This window comes from Rhizobium fabae, assembly GCF_003985135.1.
Taxonomy (GTDB): domain Bacteria; phylum Pseudomonadota; class Alphaproteobacteria; order Rhizobiales; family Rhizobiaceae; genus Rhizobium; species Rhizobium pisi.
Window position 1 is genome coordinate 202,901 of the sequence record NZ_ML133657.1, and the last position, 20,398, is coordinate 223,298.

General features: G+C 58.3%; 21 protein-coding genes. 10 read left to right on the plus strand and 11 right to left on the minus strand.

The features are described from left to right. Positions 1–45 precede the first annotated feature (45 nt). From EFB14_RS25360 to EFB14_RS25380, 5 genes are all read right to left on the minus strand, one after another. Positions 46–1,548, minus strand: a complete 1,503-nt coding sequence (locus tag EFB14_RS25360) for a lipopolysaccharide biosynthesis protein (protein WP_126829355.1) — start codon at positions 1,546–1,548, stop codon at positions 46–48. A 139-nt stretch (positions 1,549–1,687) separates the two neighbouring features. After that, the gene (gene pssM / locus EFB14_RS25365) at positions 1,688–2,590 is read right to left on the minus strand and encodes an exopolysaccharide glucosyl ketal-pyruvate-transferase (protein WP_125845312.1); all 903 of its coding nucleotides are present in this window, start codon (positions 2,588–2,590) and stop codon (positions 1,688–1,690) included. Next, positions 2,587–3,093 (minus strand): acyltransferase, encoded by a 507-nt coding sequence (locus EFB14_RS25370; RefSeq protein WP_125845313.1) that lies wholly within the window; start codon positions 3,091–3,093, stop codon positions 2,587–2,589. The genes pssM and EFB14_RS25370 overlap by 4 nt, the downstream gene beginning before the upstream one ends. After that, a complete protein-coding gene (locus EFB14_RS25375; RefSeq protein WP_125845314.1) occupies positions 3,093–4,244 on the minus strand; it encodes a glycosyltransferase in 1,152 nt (383 codons plus the stop codon). The genes EFB14_RS25370 and EFB14_RS25375 overlap by 1 nt, the downstream gene beginning before the upstream one ends. Positions 4,245–4,276: 32 nt before the next feature. Then, on the minus strand, positions 4,277–5,350 hold the full coding sequence (locus EFB14_RS25380; protein ID WP_126829356.1) for an endo-1,4-beta-xylanase: 1,074 nt from the start codon (positions 5,348–5,350) through the stop codon (positions 4,277–4,279). 198 nt (positions 5,351–5,548) lie between these two features. Here EFB14_RS25380 and EFB14_RS25385 point away from each other — a divergent pair, with 198 nt between their 5' ends. Beyond that, on the plus strand, positions 5,549–5,923 hold the full coding sequence (locus EFB14_RS25385) for a hypothetical protein (protein ID WP_126829357.1): 375 nt from the start codon (positions 5,549–5,551) through the stop codon (positions 5,921–5,923). A 54-nt stretch (positions 5,924–5,977) separates the two neighbouring features. Here the strand turns inward: EFB14_RS25385 and EFB14_RS25390 are convergent, their stop codons facing one another. Then, positions 5,978–6,865 carry a DUF6030 family protein gene (locus tag EFB14_RS25390; protein WP_126829358.1) on the minus strand — a complete coding sequence of 296 codons (888 nt, stop codon included), beginning with the start codon at positions 6,863–6,865 and terminating at the stop codon, positions 5,978–5,980. Positions 6,866–7,403: 538 nt separating this feature from the next. Here EFB14_RS25390 and EFB14_RS25395 point away from each other — a divergent pair. The 7 genes from EFB14_RS25395 to EFB14_RS25425 all read left to right on the plus strand — a co-directional run bounded on the left by EFB14_RS25395 (position 7,404) and on the right by EFB14_RS25425 (position 13,059). Next, a complete protein-coding gene (locus tag EFB14_RS25395) occupies positions 7,404–8,036 on the plus strand; it encodes a class I SAM-dependent methyltransferase (protein ID WP_125845317.1) in 633 nt (210 codons plus the stop codon). A 222-nt stretch (positions 8,037–8,258) separates the two neighbouring features. Further along, positions 8,259–8,684 carry a helix-turn-helix domain-containing protein gene (locus EFB14_RS25400; RefSeq protein WP_125845318.1) on the plus strand — a complete coding sequence of 142 codons (426 nt, stop codon included), beginning with the start codon at positions 8,259–8,261 and terminating at the stop codon, positions 8,682–8,684. Positions 8,685–8,693: 9 nt separating this feature from the next. Further along, a complete protein-coding gene (locus EFB14_RS25405; RefSeq protein ID WP_126829359.1) occupies positions 8,694–10,541 on the plus strand; it encodes a peptide antibiotic resistance protein in 1,848 nt (615 codons plus the stop codon). 20 nt (positions 10,542–10,561) lie between these two features. Next, positions 10,562–10,774 carry a hypothetical protein gene (locus tag EFB14_RS25410; RefSeq protein WP_126829360.1) on the plus strand — a complete coding sequence of 71 codons (213 nt, stop codon included), beginning with the start codon at positions 10,562–10,564 and terminating at the stop codon, positions 10,772–10,774. 48 nt (positions 10,775–10,822) lie between these two features. Then, positions 10,823–12,004, plus strand: coding sequence for a YcaO-like family protein (locus EFB14_RS25415; protein ID WP_126829361.1), 1,182 nt, complete (start codon positions 10,823–10,825; stop codon positions 12,002–12,004). Continuing rightward, positions 12,001–12,708 carry a TfuA-like protein gene (locus EFB14_RS25420; protein ID WP_126829362.1) on the plus strand — a complete coding sequence of 236 codons (708 nt, stop codon included), beginning with the start codon at positions 12,001–12,003 and terminating at the stop codon, positions 12,706–12,708. The genes EFB14_RS25415 and EFB14_RS25420 overlap by 4 nt, the downstream gene beginning before the upstream one ends. 102 nt (positions 12,709–12,810) lie before the next feature. After that, entirely contained in the window at positions 12,811–13,059 is a 249-nt protein-coding gene (locus EFB14_RS25425; protein ID WP_126829363.1) for a hypothetical protein, read from the plus strand. 449 nt (positions 13,060–13,508) lie between these two features. Here EFB14_RS25425 and EFB14_RS25430 read toward each other — a convergent pair whose 3' ends face one another. The 4 genes from EFB14_RS25430 to EFB14_RS25445 all read right to left on the minus strand — a co-directional run bounded on the left by EFB14_RS25430 (position 13,509) and on the right by EFB14_RS25445 (position 17,121). Next, positions 13,509–13,715: a hypothetical protein gene (locus EFB14_RS25430; RefSeq protein WP_125845324.1), complete on the minus strand. Its 207-nt coding sequence runs from the start codon at positions 13,713–13,715 to the stop codon at positions 13,509–13,511. A gap of 1,112 nt (positions 13,716–14,827) precedes the next feature. Further along, a complete protein-coding gene (locus EFB14_RS25435; RefSeq protein ID WP_126829364.1) occupies positions 14,828–15,034 on the minus strand; it encodes a hypothetical protein in 207 nt (68 codons plus the stop codon). A 71-nt stretch (positions 15,035–15,105) separates the two neighbouring features. Beyond that, complete coding sequence (locus EFB14_RS25440) at positions 15,106–16,095, minus strand: substrate-binding domain-containing protein (RefSeq protein WP_126829365.1); 990 nt, start codon at positions 16,093–16,095, stop codon at positions 15,106–15,108. Positions 16,096–16,140: 45 nt separating this feature from the next. Then, entirely contained in the window at positions 16,141–17,121 is a 981-nt protein-coding gene (locus EFB14_RS25445; protein WP_126829366.1) for an NAD-dependent epimerase/dehydratase family protein, read from the minus strand. Positions 17,122–17,324: 203 nt separating this feature from the next. On the opposite strand from EFB14_RS25445, the gene EFB14_RS25450 reads away from it, so the two are divergent. Beyond that, a complete protein-coding gene (locus EFB14_RS25450) occupies positions 17,325–18,098 on the plus strand; it encodes an ATP-binding cassette domain-containing protein (protein ID WP_245438307.1) in 774 nt (257 codons plus the stop codon). Positions 18,099–18,173: 75 nt separating this feature from the next. Next, positions 18,174–19,172 carry an ABC transporter permease gene (locus EFB14_RS25455; RefSeq protein WP_125845328.1) on the plus strand — a complete coding sequence of 333 codons (999 nt, stop codon included), beginning with the start codon at positions 18,174–18,176 and terminating at the stop codon, positions 19,170–19,172. A 67-nt stretch (positions 19,173–19,239) separates the two neighbouring features. Here the strand turns inward: EFB14_RS25455 and EFB14_RS25460 are convergent, their stop codons facing one another. Continuing rightward, positions 19,240–20,394: a glycosyltransferase family 2 protein gene (locus EFB14_RS25460; protein WP_183604907.1), complete on the minus strand. Its 1,155-nt coding sequence runs from the start codon at positions 20,392–20,394 to the stop codon at positions 19,240–19,242. Positions 20,395–20,398: the final 4 nt, after the last annotated feature.

A 20,398-nucleotide genomic window follows, 5' to 3' on the forward strand; every position in this document is an offset into this window, starting at 1 on the left:
TTTCGGCCGGATCGTTTCCTGGGCCGAGTTCTCTCAGCTATTGGCTTAGGCCGACTTTGGCACGGCGATAAGTTTGGCCTTTGACAGTGTCTTGACAACGATACGCTGAACTTCGGTTTCCGGGCCGTTCGGCTTCTTCATCGCGAGCCAAAGGACAAAGCTGGAGCCGATATAGAGAACGGCGCCGGCAACGACCAATATGGCCAGATGAGTGGCCAGAGCCAGCTTGTCGGTCGGCGCGCTCAGAAGATGCGACAGGCCCCATACTCCGGCAGCCATCACGGCGACACTGGCAATCGCGCGGAAGTTGGCCGCCAGCTGCTGGAAGAAAGGCAAGCCGATCAACCGTTTAACGAGAAGCATATTGACGACTGTTGAAATCAATCCCGACAATATGCGCGCATAGATAACGCCCGGAAGTCCGAAATACACGAGACCGGCGACGATGATGGGAACGCGAAGCACCAGCATCTGGGCATCGCGGATGAACAGCAACTTGGTTTGCCCCTTTGCCATTCCCAACGGCTGGACCAACGAACCGAGCGTCTGTATTCCAAACACCGCCGAAAGCGCTTGCACGATAAAGATGGCGGGAACCCATTTCTCGCCCATGGCAAGCCGCATCATCGGATCCGCTACGACCGCCATGCCGATGCCTGCAGGGAGGGCCACGGCTGCCAGAAGCGCCTGAGCGCGCTGGTAGGCCGCGACGAGCCGGACAGGGTCGTTGCGCACCTTCGAGAAACCGGGATAGATCGTCTGGTTCAACGGAGCCGTCGCTTCACGGGTGGGCAGCATCGCAAGCGTGTTGCCGACCGTGTAATGGCCAAGCTGGGTTGAACCCATCCACTTGCCGATCAGAAGATATTCGATCCGCCAGTTCAGCGTGCCGACGATCTGTCCGGCCGTAAGCCACACAGAAAACGAAAACAATTCCCGTGCGTGCCGGAAGGTTATGCGTGGCCAGAACGGCAGGACGGTGTAGGAAACGACGAGATTGGTCAGCTGGTAGGCGAGGAGGCCGAGAACCAGCGCCCAATAACTCTGGTAGAGCGCGGCGACCGCAACGGTGACGATAAAGCCGGCGAGCTTCTGCGATACGTTCAGCACGAAATCCTGCCAGAATATCAGATCGCGCTGAAGCATGATGCGGCGTGGATTGGCGAGACCGCTCAGGAACAGGCTCAAACTCAAGGCGAACATGACGTTCGTCAGCCGAGGATCACCGTAAAAATCTGCAACGGGATAAGCCGCGGCGGCAAACAACAGTGCCAATACCAAGCTTCTCGCCGCGCTCAACGTCCATACCGCGCTGAAATGTTCCTCGGTTGGAGCCTCGTGGCGGATGAGCGCCTGATTGAGAGAGAGTTCGGTGACGGAACTCAGAATGAGCTGAAGGGTGGTTGCAATAGCAACGAGGCCGAAATCAGCGGGGCCGAGATACCAGGCCAGAACAAAGGTGCTGAGCGCCGAAAGCCCGTTAACGATGGCGCGGGACAAACTCAGCCAGATGCTGCCCCGGATCAGTCGATCGGTAACGTTATTCATGGTCTAACGACTCCTGAGGTCAAGAACACTGACCGTTTCAGTGGGTATATCCATCCCGAACGATTGGCCCCCGTCGTCGTTCGGGATGATGGAATGAGAGTTACGCCGCATTGCCTGCAGCGATGTGTGGATGCTGCCCTCACAGGGCGCTGGCCGTTTTCCTGGAAAAATCCTGCTTCAGCCGGTCCAGTTCCCGCAGCATCCTGTTATGCGCATTGACAGTCGCCTCTTCGCTGCTGAGCTGGCCGGGCTTTTCCGCGACCCGCTGCAACGTCTTGACCGTCGATCCGAAGACATAGTTGCCGGTGAGCTGCAGAATGCGGCGGCGGCGGAACGTTATGTTCTTCCAGAGATAGCTGTTCTTCGGTACCCACGCCGCACCTGCTTCGACGAGGTTCGACGGGCCGATCGGATCGAAGTCGATCTCCAGATCAAGGGCGCTCGCCCAATCATACCACTTGGCTCGATTTTCCAAAGCAATCGGGCGGATCGCCCGCCACGGAACCCGCAATGCGTCTGAGATAATGCAGCCATGCATCGCCTCCGAGACGATTTTATGCGATGCGCTGATTTCTGTCAGGACCTTTTCCACCGACCAGCGCGGATCGATATAATGGATGCCCGCGAGATCGCAGGCCTTGTCCCAGCTGCCGTGCATGGCGCTTTCGTAGTGTGGGATAAAGGAGACAGGATAACGCTTCTCGACGCTTTTCGCATCCCAGCAGCTGCGCGTGAGGATGCCCGAATCGCCGATGGCGTAGCTCGGGTCAATGCCGAGGATTTCGGCGGTCTTCTTCCCGCGCACGAAATAGAACGTCCAGTTGCCGTCGACCTTCGGCGGGTTGGTGTAGCCGCCATAACCCGAGCCGAAGACGATCTTCTGCATGTTCGGATCGAAATTGTCATAGAGGATCGAGCCGATGCCGAGAAAGAGCTGGCTTTCGTCGTCGTCGAAGAAGCCGGGCAGCAGGCGCTCCCAAAGCCAATGGTTCAGCTCGTCGCCGAAATTCTCGTGTTTCCCCCGGTAGGCAAACATCTTCATCGTGCTTCTCCTGTCGGCAAGTGCGTCACGATCTGCGAGACCGCTTCGTCCTCGCGTTCCATGCGTCCGTAACGTGAAATGATCTTGATGTCGCTGCGGATGATCTTTGCCGGATTGCCGGCCACGAGCGAGCGCGGCGGCACGCTTTTGGTCACCACCGAGCCGGAGCCGATGACGCATTCGTCGCCGATTTCGACGCCCGGCAGAATGATGCTGCGCGCGCCGATGAAGCAGCGCTTGCCGATCCGCGTGTGAAGATAGAGCCCGCGCGTCAGGTCGTGGGTCAGGATCGCAGCTTCAAAGGCAACATAGGTTTCAGCGCCGATGTGCAATCCCTTCGGGTTGGTCTTGTCGAACCGTACGCTCAGGGAAAAGCTCGCCGTGGGATCGATGTCCATTCCCCAGAATTTCGTATAGTAGAGCCACTTGGCCCGTACGATTCCGTCCCGCAGCGGCCGAAACACGTTCAGTCCCCACTTCGGCTTCTTTCCTGTTTGCACCATCAAGTCCGACCCCGGCTGGAAAATTGGTCAAGCACGGAACTGTAATAGTCCTCGAGCATCCCCGTTTGGCGACGTATGTCGAAACGCTCGGCCACCAGAAGCGGTGCCCGCGCGCTGAAGGCTGTCCACAGGGCCTGGTCGTTGAGCAGTCTTCCGACCGCTTCCGCCATTCCTGCGACATCCCGCTCCTCCACGAGATAACCAGTTTTCCCCTCTTCGATCGCTTCGCCCACGCCTCCCGAGCGGAATGCGACGACCGGAGTACCGACGGCTTCGGCCTCAAGATTGGCGAGGCCGAACGCTTCTGCGTGCCCATTATCGAGGGTCACGCTGCCATGAAGATAGAGTTCCGCACTGGCGAGCAGATCCCTGATCTCAGTCTGCGACAGATTTTCATGGATCGTGACGCTTGGCAAGGAACGACGCGCCAGCGCCTCGATTTCCTGCTTCAACGGACCCTGGCCGACCATGACGAATTCGACCGGGGTGCCTGCGGCCGCCACGCGTGAAAGCGCGTCGATCATGAAGCGGTGGCCCTTATAGTCGACGAAACGGGCGATGGAAACCACCAATCCCTTTTTTCGTGGACGCGGCTCCATTTTGAAGAGATCGAGATCGATGCCGATATGATGGCGATAGACACGGTCGGCGTGGAACCCGAGCGCCAGCAGCCGGTCGCGGATGAAATCGGAAACCGCGATATTCCAGCTGTTCCAGCCGGCCATTTCCCGGCGGCCCTTGGCGAAGAAACGCACCTGATTGAAGCCGCCCGGCTTTTTCGGATCGCCGCCATAGGTCGCGTCGAAGCCGTGGAACGTCGTGACCAGCGGCTTGCCGGCGGCGCGCGCCAGGGGACCGATGACATAACCGTTCTTGCCGAAATGCGCGTGAACGAGATCGGCCTTGCCGATCGCCGGAAAGAGCGAGGGCAGACCGATCTGTGGAATTTTCAGAAGCAGTTCGCCTGCGCGCGCCACGGGAGACCGACGGATGTCGTGAACCGGGACGGTGGACTTTTTCGTATGGGCGGAAGAAATTCGCGATCCGGCAAGAATTTCAGCTTCGAAGGAACGAAATGCCACTGCCTGGTTCAGAACAAATGCCTGGCTGGCAGGCAAAAATTTCTCGACATAAATAACGGCTTTTCTCATGAATCTATTCGCGTCCCCATTGTGTTGCGCGATCACATCGCCTCTATCGCCCGCTTGATTCCATCGACCGAACTTCTCGGATCGTTGTTTTCATCATAAAGATTAACGCGTTTCGTGCATGCGGCATTGGGATCGGTGTCCTTCTCGTCACGCGCGCTGTATTTTTCCGACATGCCCCATACGGTCGCGCCTTTCAAGTCACCACGTTCGGCGGCGACGGTGATGACCTCGCCGAAGATCTCGGCATAGGACGCCGGCGTAAAGCTCTTCTCGCGTTTGAGGAAGTGGCAGGACGCATCGAGTTCCGTGATGAAAACGCCGACACCCATGTCTTTCAATGCTGCGCAGAAACGTCCCATTCCTTCCGGATCGATCTGGTCGAAACCCGGGCGGAAGTGCGACTGCAGTCCGACGGCGCCGATCGGCGTTTTCTTGGCGACGAGATCCTCGACAATCTTCAGGATTCGCGCGCGCTTCTTTTCGAACACGTCGGATTTTTTCTCCAGATGCGTTTCGTTGAGGACCAGCGTCGCCTCGGGATTGGCCTCGTGCGCCATATCGAAACTCATACGAATATAGTCGTCGCCAAGAAGGCGTCGGAAAACACAATCCCGCAGATCCGGCGCATCATATTCCAACGGCTCGTTCACCACGTCCCAGGCATCGATCGACCTCTTATAGCGAGTGACAACCTGTTTTATATGACGGTTCATCGCTGCCTGAATGGTCTGCGCATCGGTGATTCCGGACACCCAATCCGGGACTCGATACCAGATCAGCGTATGTCCATAAACCCGCATGTTGTTTTTTCGTGCGAATGCAACCATGCGATCCGCATCGGCGAAGGAGAAAACGCCGGGACGCTTTTCCGTTGCATTCCACTTCAACTCGTTTCGCGGCGTTATCGAATTGACGTTGTCGATGTAGATCTGGGCCGCGGCCGGATCGGCGATGTCCCGTGGGTCGATCGCCGAGCCGAATCGGAACGATTTCCTGTCGGCAAGGGCGCGCAGGTCGGCGGCAGGCGGCGTTTGCGCCAGGGCTGCGCCCGCGCGGGCATATAACAGCGCAAGCGGAACGGAGGCGAGGAAACGTCTTCTATTCATTCTTTCTCTCACTGTTGGTTTCAGGCCTACGACCGAAGTGAACGACCGGGCTCGCCGGCGGCGATCCACGGTAGATTCGATTTCAAATCAATAGAGTAACGCAGCTTCAAACATACTTTCCGTGAGCGCGGTGCTGTGAGTATCGTCTAGACTTTTCAGCATATTCCAAGATATAGATCGCTGCGGAGGAAGCTCGTGATGCAAGATTGGTTTGGCTATCTGATGAGCTATTTTTATATGGCATTTCATAATGCCGTTTTTTTTATGGCGACTGTTCGAAACGACCTATCCCTTCTCGATGACCGGCTGTTCGGAGCCATCGTTTTCGCCGTCGTGAGCGTCATTCTCCTCCTGCTCATCGCGCTCGTCAGGGCGTGGCGGCGGTTGCGGCAGTCGGAGAGTGTCATTCGCTCGCTGAACAACGAGCTCGCCCAGGTCACGCAGGACCTCAACGTCGAGCGTGTCTGGCGGCTGGCCGGCGGTGACAGCGCCGAACGGCTGACCCCCGACAGTTTGACGGAACTCTACAAGGTTCTGTCCGAGCACCAGAACGGTGCGAGTCACATGGCCTGATCGGTCGGGGCATTCGGCCCGATGCGGGGAATGTCCGGGAGCATGCAAGGCTCTTTAAGGTTGCTGTTCCTGACTTGCTGCCGGCGCTTCGGCGCCGGGAGACTCGGGTTTTGATTCCGGCGGCTCACGCTCGATCTCGAGCATGGGATCCGGCGCGCGGAGCCATCGCCTGTCGGAAAAATAACTTCTCGTTCTTTTCTGGGGTCCCGAGGTCGCATCCAGCGAGAGGGTAAAATTGTAATGCCCGGCATTGAGCCCTTCATGGGTGAAGCTGATGCTCGCCCCAAAGCCGTCTTCCTTAACGTCCCTCAGGTTCTTGATCGCACTCAGCGCCTCGTGGAAATCGAGCCATTGCGGTTGCTGCAGCATGATTTCGAAAATTCGCAGGATGCCGGGATCGAGCTGGCCATTTTGGTCGGTCTGCGGATTGATGATTTTCACGCGCATATTGTTGATCGTACCGGCGGCGTCGCCGCGAACGATGACGAAGACGGAGTTCGGAAGCTGATCCTTCTCCCGCTTGCCGCTATGCTCGAAAAAACATTCGTATGTGTCGGCGTTGAAGCTTGTCGCTGCCCAATCGCCGGTTTGAATGCCGGCATCGCGCAGCGCCGCACACATTGCAGGCCCGGATATCCGCCATGTGCGCAGAAAAGACGACGCTGCCTGCACCACGGGCGCTTCGACGGCGTGCAGGGGCAGCTTGAAGGTGGCCGGAGGCATCGGGCGGGGAAGGGCCTTGGGTGGAGGCGGTTTCACCTCTTCCGGAAAGAGATCGAAGCCGAAGTAATGGCCGACCGCCTTCAAGTGTTTCATGTCGTTGGAAAGAAGTACCGTGCCCATGACCAGCGAGAGGGACATCGTCAGCAACAGCCAGAAGGCCACGGGGATCCGCGGCCTTTTCACCGGCTGTTTCGCAGATGCGGGCGATGAATCGGGCAAGCTTGTCTTCTCCGGTACGCGAGAAGGATTTCGATCGGGCTGTCTAAATTCAGCAGTATACATTCATCCGTTAAATATCCTTGGCTTTATGTCGGCATCGGGCACCTTCCGCCTCGTTATCAGGTAGGGCTGTCTATAGATTTCGGCGGAGGCGCTTTAGCACCATTTCAATCGAGAATCTCCAATACAGCGGCCGACAATTGCTGCGAGGAATGGCGGGCGATCTTGCCATTCGGTTCATCAGTCGGCCGATGCGAGTTCGATCTGTTCAGGTCGAGATGTAGATGTTTTTTTGTGATTGTTATGATTTCGTTCGATGCTTTTATGTTGTTTCTGAAGTCCCGTAGACTTGTTATCCGGGTTTGTTGATTTCAATTTCCGGAAGAACTTATTTTTCGCGTAAAACGATTATGCGCCAGCCGTAAAACCATAGGTCACGCTTCGGATATCCTTTGCGCTGAATGGATTTTGGCGATTTTCATCAAATTTTCGACGTATTCTTCGATAGGGTTTGGCCTGCAACCGGAAAGGAGAGAACATGTCTGTCGAGCTAGACGCAACCACCTACGTTCACGCCAAACCGACAACCGCACACTCCTACATCCTGCCTACCGTATTCGACGTGCTGGGGAACCATCTGGATGGTTCTGCCCAAAATGACGTCTTTGATTTGGGATGTGGTACCGGCGGAGCGGCGGCCGCCCTTGCAGAAAAGGGATATTCCGTCGTCGGGGTCGATCCTTCGAGTGATGGCATCAACAAGGCAAAAATCAATTATCCCGAACTGCCGCTGAACGTCGGTTCGGCCTATGACGATCTTTCCAAGGAATATGGCACGTTCGATGCCGTCATCAGCCTTGAGGTCGTCGAGCATGTCTATGATCCGAAGACGTTCACTTCGACGATGTACGATCTCGTCAAGCCGGGCGGCATCGCGGTGATGTCGACGCCTTATCATGGTTATCTGAAGAACCTCGCTTTGGCCGCCGTGGGAAAGATGGACGATCACTTCATGCCGTTGAGGGATCATGGACATATCAAGTTCTGGTCGAAAAGCACGTTGAGCACGCTGCTGCTGGATACTGGTTTCGACAATATCCACTTTGAGTATGTCGGAAGGATTCCGGCTTTCGCCAAATCGATGATCGCCGTCGCTCAGAAGCCCGCATAAAGGGCTTCTGAGCGTCCGCTGGTTTCGGGCGGCATCTCCCGCCCGCGGCTATGCTGCAGCCGGTATCCTTATCGAGCCGCACGCCTATAATAATCCACAGGTTGTTTTTGCCGGGCGCAATGGCGAAAAAAATCGTTAAGAAATATTTACTTTTAGTTGCATTCTTGCTTAAACTCTCCATTATACAGCTGGGCGTGCTGATAAAGTGGGAGACTGACTCATATGAAGGCTAAATCGCCTAATTCGATTGACGTCTATGTTGGCAACCGTGTGAGAGTTCGACGCAAGACGCTCGGGATGACCCAGCACGGTTTGGCCGAGCTTCTCGGGATCACCTTCCAGCAGATCCAGAAATATGAGAAGGGAACGAACCGCATCGGCGCCAGCCGGCTTCAGCGCATATCCGAGATTCTCCGCGTGCCCGTCGGCTTCTTCTTCGAAAATGGGGGGGGCGGACCGATCGAAGGCGAGACAAGCGAGTTGAACAAGTTTTTGTCCTCGAAAGAGGGGCTTGCGCTCAACAAGGCTTTCATTGCCATCGAGGATCCGAATATCAGGCAAAAACTGGTGGCCTTGGCCAAAAGCCTGGCTGTGACGGGATTGCCCGACCTCGACGCTGAATTGCAGGATACGGTCGCGAACGGTTGAGGACGGATTGTGCTTCATCTGCAGACATTCGGCGATCTGCGGTTGATCGAAACGAATGGCGACCCGGTTCGCTATCCGATCAAGGGCCTGTTGATGATGGCCCATCTCTATATTGGTGCGAGCCACGAACTCAGCCGTTATGAACTGGCGCAGTTCCTGTGGAGTGACGTCGAGCCCGAGCAGGCGCGGCTCAATCTGCGCAAACTGTTGTCCCGCATCCGCGAGATGGATGGCGCCCGCGCCGACATTCCCTTCGATTTCACGGCCACCTCCGTTCGGCTCAACAAGCAGGCGGTTTCCAGCGATCTCGATATCTTTAGCGCCGACGGTCCGCCGCTGGAGCGGCTGAACGCGATTGCCGAACTGACCCAGCGCGGGTTCATCGGAAATATCAAACCGGCAACCAAGCCGATAGACGCGTGGATGAGGGCGCAGCGGGACGCCCAGGCGCTGCAATTGCGCCAGGCACTGCTGGACGCGTTGCCCGCTGTGCAAAGTCCCGGGGATGCACGCATTATTTCCACCACAGCCCTGCAGATCCTCGAACGGGATCCGAACGACGAGCAGGTCAGGGCTTTGTTGCACCAACTATCGGGTGGATCGTCGTTCAGCGAGAAGCTGCCGAACGGCGATGGCCGCACAAGGGTGGAGGTGAAGCCTTCCGAGGTCGACGGTCAGGCGCCTTCCGATATCGGCCGCGTATCGGCGATGCCGGTGATCCTGCCTCGTCTGGTGCTGCTTCCCCCGACATCGAAACATGCCGATGCGGGGCTTGCGCTGGCGAACGCCCTGATCGAAGACGTGACGATCGAACTCTGCGCGCTTCGAAACATTTCCATCGTCGCGCCGCATACGGCAGGACAGATCCGTCGCGATTCCGAAAAGGCGGCCGTCGTCGCCCGGCACTCGATTTCCTATCTTCTGGATACGAGGCTCTCCGAAGAGGGACTATTTGCCCAGCTGGTCTATTTCCCCAGCGACGAGATCATCTGGGCCAATCGCTTCGTGATGACGCCCGATATATTGCCGCGCCAGCGGCGGCTGATCGCGCAGCAACTGACCCTGGCGGTGGCAAGTGAACTCGCTGAAAACGAGGAAGAGCGGCTACGCTTTGAAGCCAATCCGCAGGCCTATCACGCCTATCTCGTCGGCTCGAGCCTGATGAGCAAATTGACCTTGCCGCATATCCGCCGGGCGAGGAAGGCGTTCAAGCAGTCGCTGTCGCACAAGGCGGATTTCTCTCCTTCTTTTACGGGGCTCGCAAGGACCTTCACCAGCGAATGGCTGGTAACGGCGCAAGGCGATAATGAGCTGCTGCATCTGGCCGAGCAGAATGCGCTTCGCGCCATCGAGCGGGACCCGTCATCGGCGGCGGGACATCGCGAACTCGGCGTCACCAAACTCTATCTCGGCGATGTCGATGCCAGCGTCGCGGCGCTGCATCTGGCCGAGGAGCTCAGCCCGCATTTTGCCGATGTCATCTACAGCCATGCCGATACGCTGGTGCATGCGTCGCGCCCCGGCGATGCGCTCGCCAAGATCACAAAGGCGATCGCGCTCAATCCAATCGCGCCTGACGCCTATCTCTGGTGTGCCGCGGGAGCGAGCTTCTTCCTGGAACAGTACGAGCAGGCCATCGCCTATGTCGAGGCGATGAAAGACAAAGCGCCGGCCCATCGCATTGCGGCGGCCAGTTGCGCAATGATCGGCGATCGAAAGCGGGCGCTATTCCATCGGCAACGCGCCGAGAGCATCAACCCGGTGTTCGACGTCGAGAAGTGGCTCGCCATCGTTCCCTTCAAGGAGCACTGGCAAAAAGAGCTTTATCGGGAGGGCCTGTTAAGGGCTGGTTTTTAACAATCATTTAGGGGCATTACATGGCAAAGGCAGTCATTATAGGAATACCCGGCGAAACAGGTCTTTGGCTTGCCGATCTCGGTACGGGCACGGTCAAGCCGCTCAATCCAACGGGCGATCTGGCGACCGCGAACGACCTGCGCAAAGTCGGCGGCACGTTCGTGAAGGACGTCGATCTCGCCGTCGCCGTTTCGTCGGCGCAGGTTGCCCTTTCCGGTCACGTCGACGGCTGAGCCGCCGTTCTGACGGACCGGTCGCCCAACATATATTCCGACAGGATCATGTCGCCGCGGGAAACCCTTTCCCGCGTCGAGCCTTTTTTGGCCGGGTTCGGCATAACCCGGGTTGCGCGCCACACCGGACTTGACGATATCGGAATCCCCGTCTGGTGCGCATATGCCCCGAATTCGCGGTCGATCGTGATCGCCCAGGGAAAGGGCCTGACCGATCTCGACGCCAGGGTATCGACTGTCATGGAAGCCCTCGAACGGGCGGTTGCCGGCGAACCTTCCGTCACGCTCATCCATGGTTCCGCATCCAGCCTGCAGGCGGTGGGTTATGAGACCGACACATTGAACTGCCTGACGGCTGTTCACAAAGCGGATCTCGGGCCGGACGAGGAGACGGAATGGGTTGCCGGCATCAATATTCTCACCGGCGACACGATCCATATTCCCTTCGAGGCGGTGGTGCTCGACCGCACACGCGACGCCCGATACTGGATGTCGTCGGATGGTCTGGCATCGGGAAACAATGTCGAGGAGGCGATCCTTCACGGCGTGCTGGAACGCATCGAGCGCGACGCCCATGTGCTGTGGCAGGTGGGCGTGGAGAAAGATCGCTATGCCTGTTGTGTCGATCCACGCGGTTTTGAGGACGCCGCGCTCACCGGGCTGATCGACAAGATCGAGGCGTCGGGTCTGGCGCTACGGCTCTTCGATATCACCAGCGATATCGGGATCCCGTGTTTCACCGCCATGTTGGGGCCTGGGGACCTCATTCCGAGCCAGCGGGATTCTGACGGCGGCAGAGATATCCGCTTGGTCGAGGTGACGGGCGGCACGGGAGCCCATCCATCTGCCGTCCGCGCTGCCCTCCGGGCGGTGACGGAGGCCGTGCAATCCCGGCTGACCTATATCAGCGGCGCCAGGGACGATATATCTCCGGCAACCTTTTCGAGATCCCTGCCGCCGCTGATGCGACGGGCCTTCGATGCGGTTGCCGCGCCTCCCGCGGCCGCCCTTTGCGGTGAGGGGGTGGCAGGGGATCTCTCGCTCCTATTGCAGCATGTGCTCGATGCCCTCAGAAACCGGCGGATCGCTTCGGTCATCGTCGTGCGCCTGAGTGAAGACACGCTTCCCTTCAGCGTCGTCAAGGTCGTCATTCCCGAACTCGAAAATCCGGAGGGCGAACGAGCCCGGAGATTTGGAACGAGGGCGCTTGCGAGGGCGATCGGGTTTTGAAGATCGTTTTCGCAGGTCCCAGTCTTCCCGATGCGGCGTCGCTTGTCGGCGAGGGGATACGCGTACTGCCGCCTGCAACGCAAGGCGATGTGCTGGCTGCGGTCGCAGGGGGCGCCAACGTCATCGGCCTGATCGATGGCGGCTTCGAATATGCAGCACCCGTGTGGCACAAGGAAATTCTTCATGCCCTCTCGCTGGGCGTCGCGGTTCTGGGGGCGGCAAGCATGGGCGCGCTGCGCGCTGCCGAATGCCATCCGTTCGGCATGATCGGGATCGGCCGGATTTTTGAAGACTATCGCACTGGCCGTTTGGTCGACGACGCTGCCGTCGCTCTCACGCATGCGCCGAGCGCGCTTGGCAGCAAGCCGCTGACGGTGCCGCTCGTCAACGTCAGCGCAACGCTTGATGCGATGGAGGGCAGGGGGTTGCTCGCACACGGCCAACGCGAGCAGATCGAACAGGCCGCAGGCGCGATATTCTTCAAGAAACGGACGTGGCGGGCGATCGTCGAACGATGCGCCGGCATGGCCGAGCCGGACCGCCGATCGCTGCTTGCAGCACTTCTTGCGAATTCCATTGATCAAAAGCGCATCGATGCCCTGGAATTGCTGAAGGCCGTACAGGAAGCAGGCGACATGCGCGCCGATGTCGATCTGCCCTGGAAGCTCCACGAAACCTCGTTCCGGACGCGACCTGCGCTGTGAACTGAATGTGACAACCGTCACCGAGGGTTGTGTCACGCTTTTTTCACGGGCTCGCTCACATTTACACGCGTATCATTCCTTCAATTTGTTGGAGAAATGGGCATGGGCGTGACATCGGCTGCCAGGATAAACACAGACCACGGGGCGGAAGACGGTCTGGACGAACTCGTCGCACTTGCGCGGATGATCGCCTATGCGCGGCATGTCGCTCAGGATGTCAACCTGCAGTTCGCGACGCATTGCCTCGATCTTGCGCTCGAGGCGGTGAAGCAGGAAGTGGGGGAGGGCTTGACCAGCGAGATGGCCGAATTGAGCTCCCCAGTTCCGCAAATGAGCGTGAGAAGCCACTAGACGTCCGACAGGACGCATCACCACTTCAAATCCACACATGGCTCCGAAGATCTGAGATTTTCGGAGCCATGCGTGCGTTAGGGCCTAAGCAAGACATTACCGGCCGAACCGGCCTACGATCGAGCCGCCGGAACCATTGCCGGTAAATGGTTCATGCCGAGGGTGCTGAAAGCGGATCACATCGAATAAGGGAAGGGATCGACCGAGCAGCGAAGCCTGGCGTGGGCTTCTTCCTTGACGGCTTTTTCTTGCTGGCTGGTGGGGTAGGTTGGAGCAGCCCCGATTGATGAGGTCGTCGGGTGAGCGGTGCTCCATTCAGTTGCTATGCGGCATCCATCTTGCAAAGCAGCTTTGACGGTTTCGTCGGCTTTGCCTTTGTCTGGGAGGTAGTTGCGAAATCACCATCCGCGCGCCGTGGGCGTCGGCTGCTGTGCCGCCGATCAGGGGCCTCAGTGGGTCAAATTGCGCTTCTGGGCCAGCAGCAAAATGTAATCGTCGGCAATATCCGCGATCGCCATTGCGACTTCCGCCGGGTCGCATCCGTCGACTTTCGTGTTCGCAATGAACTGATAGACCGCCTTCTCGATCTGCTTGCGGCAGATCATGACGCGCTCATCGTAACCAAATTCCGGGACATGCGATGCTAAATCACTCATCGGTCGGCTCCTCGCTACTTATAGTGACCATGACACAAATTATAAGTTGAGCAAGCAAATGCTTTATGAAGGGTTAATTCGCAGGGCGAGTGCGGCCATTTCGACACAGGTCGGAGCATGCGGCGACGCCTTTCGGCATCTTGAATCGGGACGGTGAGGATTCCGCAAAAATATCATCGGGTTGAAGTGTGAGAGCTGTCAAAGAGGGCGGGCTGCATCGGGCCTTTCGTTGAAATCTGTTGGCGCCGCATGCCGAGATTTCGTCGGTGCACCGGGCATTATCGCATGGATTGGTGGTGTCAGTTGATGTAAGCGTTTGATTTCAATATTTATTACAGACAGTCATATTTCCGGCGCCTTGCCAACCTGCATTAGTAATCCTTCCGCGCGGTGCCTCTTCAGGTTGGTTGAGCGTGCGGTGCTATGCCATCGTCAGTGATGCTGATCGGCCGCCGGTCATTCGGAAAGTCTGACATGAAGAGGAGCTTTTTCGGCCTTCCGAGAAAAATAGAGCGGCTCCTTCGGGCCGGTGGAATCGAGGATTAATTAGGCTTAAAAAACCGGGCAACCTCAGCAAATTTTATCAAAAGGCAAAATTAAAGATTTCGTATAGAGGTTGTATTTAAATCTCAATTATAAGATGGTGATAATTTAGCAGATTGTTGATCTATGGATGTATTTCAGTCCTCAATTCTATGTATATTCACGAATGTGTACCCACAAATAATATCGACATGGGGACAGTGACTTCAGTCACAACGCCAGTTTTGATGTTTGGCTCTCTGATAAGTTGATTGCGTTTTCGAAATATTGAAGACAGAAGGCGGTGTTTCCATCTTTACCTTCTACTGGCGATGGCTTTTTTGATCGCTTCGATCCGAACGAAATTCCTACGTCGAAGCGGCGATAGGGGACCGCAATTGCCGGGATCTGTCTTCAAGCGCAATTTGGAGGACCCGCCGGGGTGGTTGACGGGTCCTCCAGTAGGAATGTCTGCACAGTGCCCATGTATGATTACAGTTAAATTTCATATTGTCACATGTCATTATTGGGTTAATTGATTTTTATTGTGAGTAACCTGTGTATTTCCTATTTTTATGTCGTCGTCATAGTCAATCTTCCATAAGAATCCTTGGATATTCATGATGATAATCATGGGCCGCAGCTCCACGCTCGAATTTTCGTCCAGCGCGCTCTCTAAAATCAGGGTCTAGGGAATTGCTCTTCTCGGGCGCGATCGTGCAGCCCTTTGCCATCGCCACATAGCTCGGAAATTGCCAGCTCCCGCGACTGCAATCGAAGCCGGTCACGGCGGTCATGCGCTCTCTTCGAAGGCGTGATTTGCGTGATGGTTCGGAGCGCCCGCTTGCGTGAGCGCTCCGATCGCGCGCTATTTCTGAATGCAGGTGTCGACCGTATCTTTGGTGCACTCGTCAAGTCCGGTAAAGACGGGATCTTCGACCGGCTTTCCTGCGATCAGGTCCATCATGACGGATGGAGCCTTATATCCCATTTCGAATGGCCGCTGGCCGACAAGCGCGGTTACGAGGCCTTCCTTGGCGATCGCCACTTCGTCGCCGATCGTGTCGGCGGCGCCGACGACGAATTCGTTCTTGCCGATCTTATCTGCCATCGGTTTGAACAGATCGCGATAGGGTTGGGGAGCACCGAATAGCGGCCAGCCGCCCATGATGCCGAAGGCATCGAGTTTGGGATTGGCGGCGAGGATATCGGTCATCGCCTGAACGCCCTTGGCCCCGTCGTCATTGGTGAAGACGGGGCAACCGGCGACCTCAGTCCAGCCGCCTTCGCCCTTCAATGCGGCAAGCCCCTTCTTGCCGCTCAGCGTGTCGCGCATGCCCTGCGCACGCCGCAGGATGTTGTCGGCGCCCGGATTGCCTTCGATGGTGCAGATCGTGCCGCCCTTCGGCTTGGCCTTCTTGATGTATTCGCCGATCCGTGCGCCCATCAGGTAGTTGTCCGTGCCGAGATAGGTCTTGCGCAGGGCGGCGTCGTCGGCTGCAAGGTCGGCATCGAGCGTCATGACAGGAACGCTCGGCTTGGCCGTCTTCAGCGTCTGGGCGATCAGCTTGGCGTTCGACGGCGAGATGGCGATGGCCGCCGTATCCGCCTTGCCCAGCATATCCTGGACGATCTGCGCTTCGCCGGCTTCATCGGAGGTCGATGCCGGGCCGGTGTAGAAGCATTCATATTCGGCGGATGCGTTTTCCTTGTTCCACTTCTGGCAACCCTGGTTAATCGCCTCGAAGAACGGGTTGTCGAGGCCTTTGACGACGATGACGAGCTGCTTTTTGGCGGCCAAGGCTTGTCCGGCCGTCAGCGCCAGTACAGCTGCTGTAAGCAATAATGCCTTCCTCATAGCTTCCTCCCTTTGAGAAGACGGGCGCCATCGCCCGCCCAGTAATCAACCGGGATACCAGACGATACGAGGCTCCTCCCCTGAACGCCGGTATTCCCAGGCTGAATCAATGAGCTTTCCCAGATCGTAGGCGGGACGCCAGTCCAGCAGGTATCTGGCCTTGCTGTTGTCCATCCAGTTCGAGTGGAACTGGCTTTCTATGTCGACGGAGCCGAGCCCGCGCGTGCGGGCGAGATAGGCGGCGACTTCCCCATAATCCACGGGGCGATCCATCGAGATGTTGAAGAGCTGCCCCTTTGCGCGCGGGTTGTCGATCGCGGCCAGTATTGCCGAGACGAGATCGTCGACATGGACGAAATTGCGCTTCAACGGGCGCCCGTCGGCATCGCGCAGCAGCGGCACGGTGCCTTCGCGGGCAAACCGCTCGGCATCATCAGGCGGGACGAGCGTTTTCCAGTCAGGCCCGCCGAAGACATCGTCGCCGAAGGACAGTGTGAATTTGAAATCGTCCTTGTCCATGATCCAGGGCGCGCGCAGGCAGCAGGTGTTGATGCCGTATTGGATTGTGAATTGCTCGAGCATCACCTCTTCGAGAACCTTGGAGAGCGCATAGCACCCTGGATAGGCGCTGTGCGGCGTCTTCTCGGTCACCGGCCCGTCATGGCGATAAAAGAAATGCCCGATGCCGGCGTCGCCTCCAATGAGGATGAACTGCCGAGCCGTGGGGCTCTCCCGGAACGCTTCGAGCAGCCAGAAAAGGCCCTTGACCGTGACATCCATGATATCGGTGGGCGTTTCCTTGCAGGTGGCGAGATGCAGGACGTGGGTCACGCCTTCCATCGCCGCGGCCACGACATTGGCGTCGGCGATCGACCCCCTGACCACATCGATGCGGTCGGTCTCATCGAGCATACGATTATGACAAAGCGCGCGAATGCGTGCTTTGGAAAATGCCGGCGTGTCAAGCAGCCCAGCGATAAAGCGCCGCCCGACCTTGCCCATAGCCCCGGTGACAAGGATCAGCATGCTCGTTCTCCCAGTAACAGCTAATATCCCGGCGTTTGCGGCGTCAATCTGTATTTGCACGAATAAGTAGGATTTTTGCATTGACGGCCCGATCGCGCGGACAATTGATTGACGGTTCTTCACGCTTTTGCATAAATGAACGTAATTGCTTTTCCGGGAGGAGATCGGCGGAGCGAGATCGCAGGCGTCTGGCTGGCGACGGCATGCCTGCAGGTTCCGGGGAGGATGGTCGGCTGGCAGCGGTTCTCGAACTCACCAATATTTCGAAGCATTTCGGCGCCATCCAGGCGGTGAACGACGTGTCGTTTTCGCTGGAAGCCGGGCAGGTCGTCGGCCTGATGGGCGATAACGGCGCTGGAAAGAGCACGCTGGTCAAGATGATCGCCGGAAACTTCCGGCCGAGCGAAGGCACGATGCGCCTCGAAGGCAAGGAGATCGTGATGCACCGCCCGGTCGAGGCGCGTCAGCACGGCATCGAGATCGTCCATCAGGACCTGGCGCTCTGCAACAATCTGACGGCGGCGGCCAACGTCTTCCTCGGGCGCGAGCTGCGCCGCGGCATCGGCCCTCTGAAGGTTCTTGACTACAAGACGATGTACAGGCGCGCCGGCGAAATCTTCAAGGAACTGAAATCGGAAACGCGCCCGCGCGACCTCGTCAAGCAGATGTCGGGTGGCCAGCGGCAGGCGGTGGCGATCGGGCGCACCATGCTGTCGGAGGCGAAGATCGTGCTGATGGACGAGCCGACCGCGGCCATTTCGGTCCGCCAGGTGGCGGAGGTCCTCAACCTGATCCGCGAGCTGCGCGACCGGGGCATTGCGGTCGTCCTGATCAGCCACCGCATGCCCGACGTTTTCACCGTCGCCGACCGCGTGATCGTCATGCGGCGGGGCCGAAAGGTTGCCGACAAATCGATCGCGGCGAGTTCGCCGGAGGAAGTTACGGGTCTTATCACCGGCGCCATCGAACAGGTTTGATCGGTGCTGTCTAACCCTGCGGGGCAAAGCCCCGCTCGGGAGAAATGCCCCACTCGGGAAAAGCGAAGGTCGAAGATGGCAATTACCCTGGACCAGACAATTGAGCAGAGGCAGCGGAACTGGCTTTCGGAAGTGATCAGCGGCCAGACCTTCTGGGTTCTGATCGCCGTCGTCCTTGCCTGCATCTTCCTGTCCTTTGCCACCGACTCCTTTGCAACGGCGAAGAACCTCTACAACATCACCCGCAACGTCACCTTCGTCGCGATCATCGCGCTCGGCATGACGCTTGTCATCATCACGGGCGGCATCGATTTGTCGGTCGGCTCGGTGCTCTGCCTCTGCAGCATGGTGCTCGCAATTACCATGAACGCCGGCTACAGCATCGAAATCGGCATAGCCGCCGCGGTCGGCACGGCGCTTCTGGTCGGGGCCTTCAACGGTGTGTTGATCGCCTATCTCGACTTTCCGCCTTTCGTGGTGACGCTCGGCATGCTGTCGATAGCGCGCAGCCTGGCGATGGTCGCCTCGAACAATACCGTCGTCTTCCAGTTCGGCCCCGACCATGACAAGCTTCTGGCGCTCGGCGGCGGCGCCTGGTTTTTCGGGATCGCCAACCCGGTTCTCTACATGGTCGTCCTGGCGCTTCTGACAGGTTTCGTGCTGCGCTGGACGCGGTTCGGCCGCTATGTCTTTGCGATCGGCGGTAACGAGCACGCCGCAACGCTGACCGGCGTTCCCGTGCGTCGCATCAAGGTCGCCGTCTATATGGTCTCGGCCTTGTCCGCGGGCATTGCCGGCATCGTCCAAACCGGCTGGCTCGGCGCCGTCACCACCAATATCGGCGCCGGCATGGAACTCCAGGTCATCGCGGCAGCCGTTATCGGTGGCGCCAATCTTGCCGGCGGCGTCGGCACCGCCTTCGGCGCCCTGGTTGGAGCGGCACTCATCGAAGTGATCCGAAACAGCCTCGGCCTGCTCGGCATCAACGCCTTCTGGCAGGGAACGTTCATTGGCGGGGCGATCGTGCTTGCGGTGCTGTTTGATCGGATCCGCAATCTGCGGCAGAGCGAGTAGCCTTGATCAGATGTTCGACATGGCCGGTCGCTCTGGAACTCCCTGAGCGACCGAGCGAAAACCGCCGTTACATCGACGCCGACGACGGGCGTTTCGGCCGACGGGCGTCAAGCCCCCGTCGTGAGGTGGCAACAGCGCATTCGCCGGACCGATCGATCTCCGACAGGCGCCGGAGCAACGACCTGCTTCTGAAGTGCGACCAGCCGCCGACCAGTGGGAGCAACGGGTCGATTTCCGCGAATTTCTGGAGATTGTTTTCCTTTGGCTCCCCGGCCGGCAAGGCTTTCGAGAAGGCTCTGCGTGCGCCTCTGCGGGCCTTCGAGTAGATCAGATTGGCGACGACGCCGAGAGCAAGCATTGGGCTGTGCTGATAAATATACGTCAGCGAACTCGCGGCGCTGTGCCAATCCTTCAACGCCGCAAATCTCGAAAATGCATAAAGGTGCGCTGACGCGCGGGCGCAGCTGACGACGAAAGCCGGAAGTTCCGGGTTGCGGCCAATACATTGCTCACTCACTGCGACAAGCGACCGGGCCATGCGCGATTTGTCCGAGGACATGGCTTCCGAATGAACACGATATCCCACCAGGCCGAGCGGCACCGTCTCGATCTTGAAATGCTCGGCGGTACGGAGTTCGAAATCGAAATCCTCGCATCCTCCGATCCCATGGCGGGCATAGCTCGGATCATAGCCGCCGATCCTGTCGACGACGGCACGACGGATCATGAAGCCGCTGCCGTTGCCAACGAAGCGGAAGACGAGATGACGGGCGAGAATGGAGTCCCGCGCGCTAAGGGACGAGCCGGATCTCAGGCAATTGCCTTCGGGGTCGATGAAGCGGTGAAGCGCATAGACCGCGCCCCAGGCGCGGGGCAGGGGATGGAGAGCCGAGAGCATTCTTTCGACATAGGTCGGATGCCATAGATCGTCGGCGTCCAGGAAGGCGATATAGCCTGACGTGGTTGCCCCGATTCCCGTATTGCGGGCCGCGGCGACGCCGCGGTTTTCCGTCGAGAGAACCCGGATCCTTGCATCGCCCGCGGCGAAACGGCGACAGATCGAGGCGGTGTCATCCGTCGAACCGTCCTCGACGACGACGATCTCCAGCGCCTTGTGGGTCTGATCGATGACGCACTGGAGCGTCTGCGCGAGATAGCGGCCGGCATTATAGGCCGGGATTATGACGGCCACGGAAATATCGGATACGGCTGATATCTTCATTGTC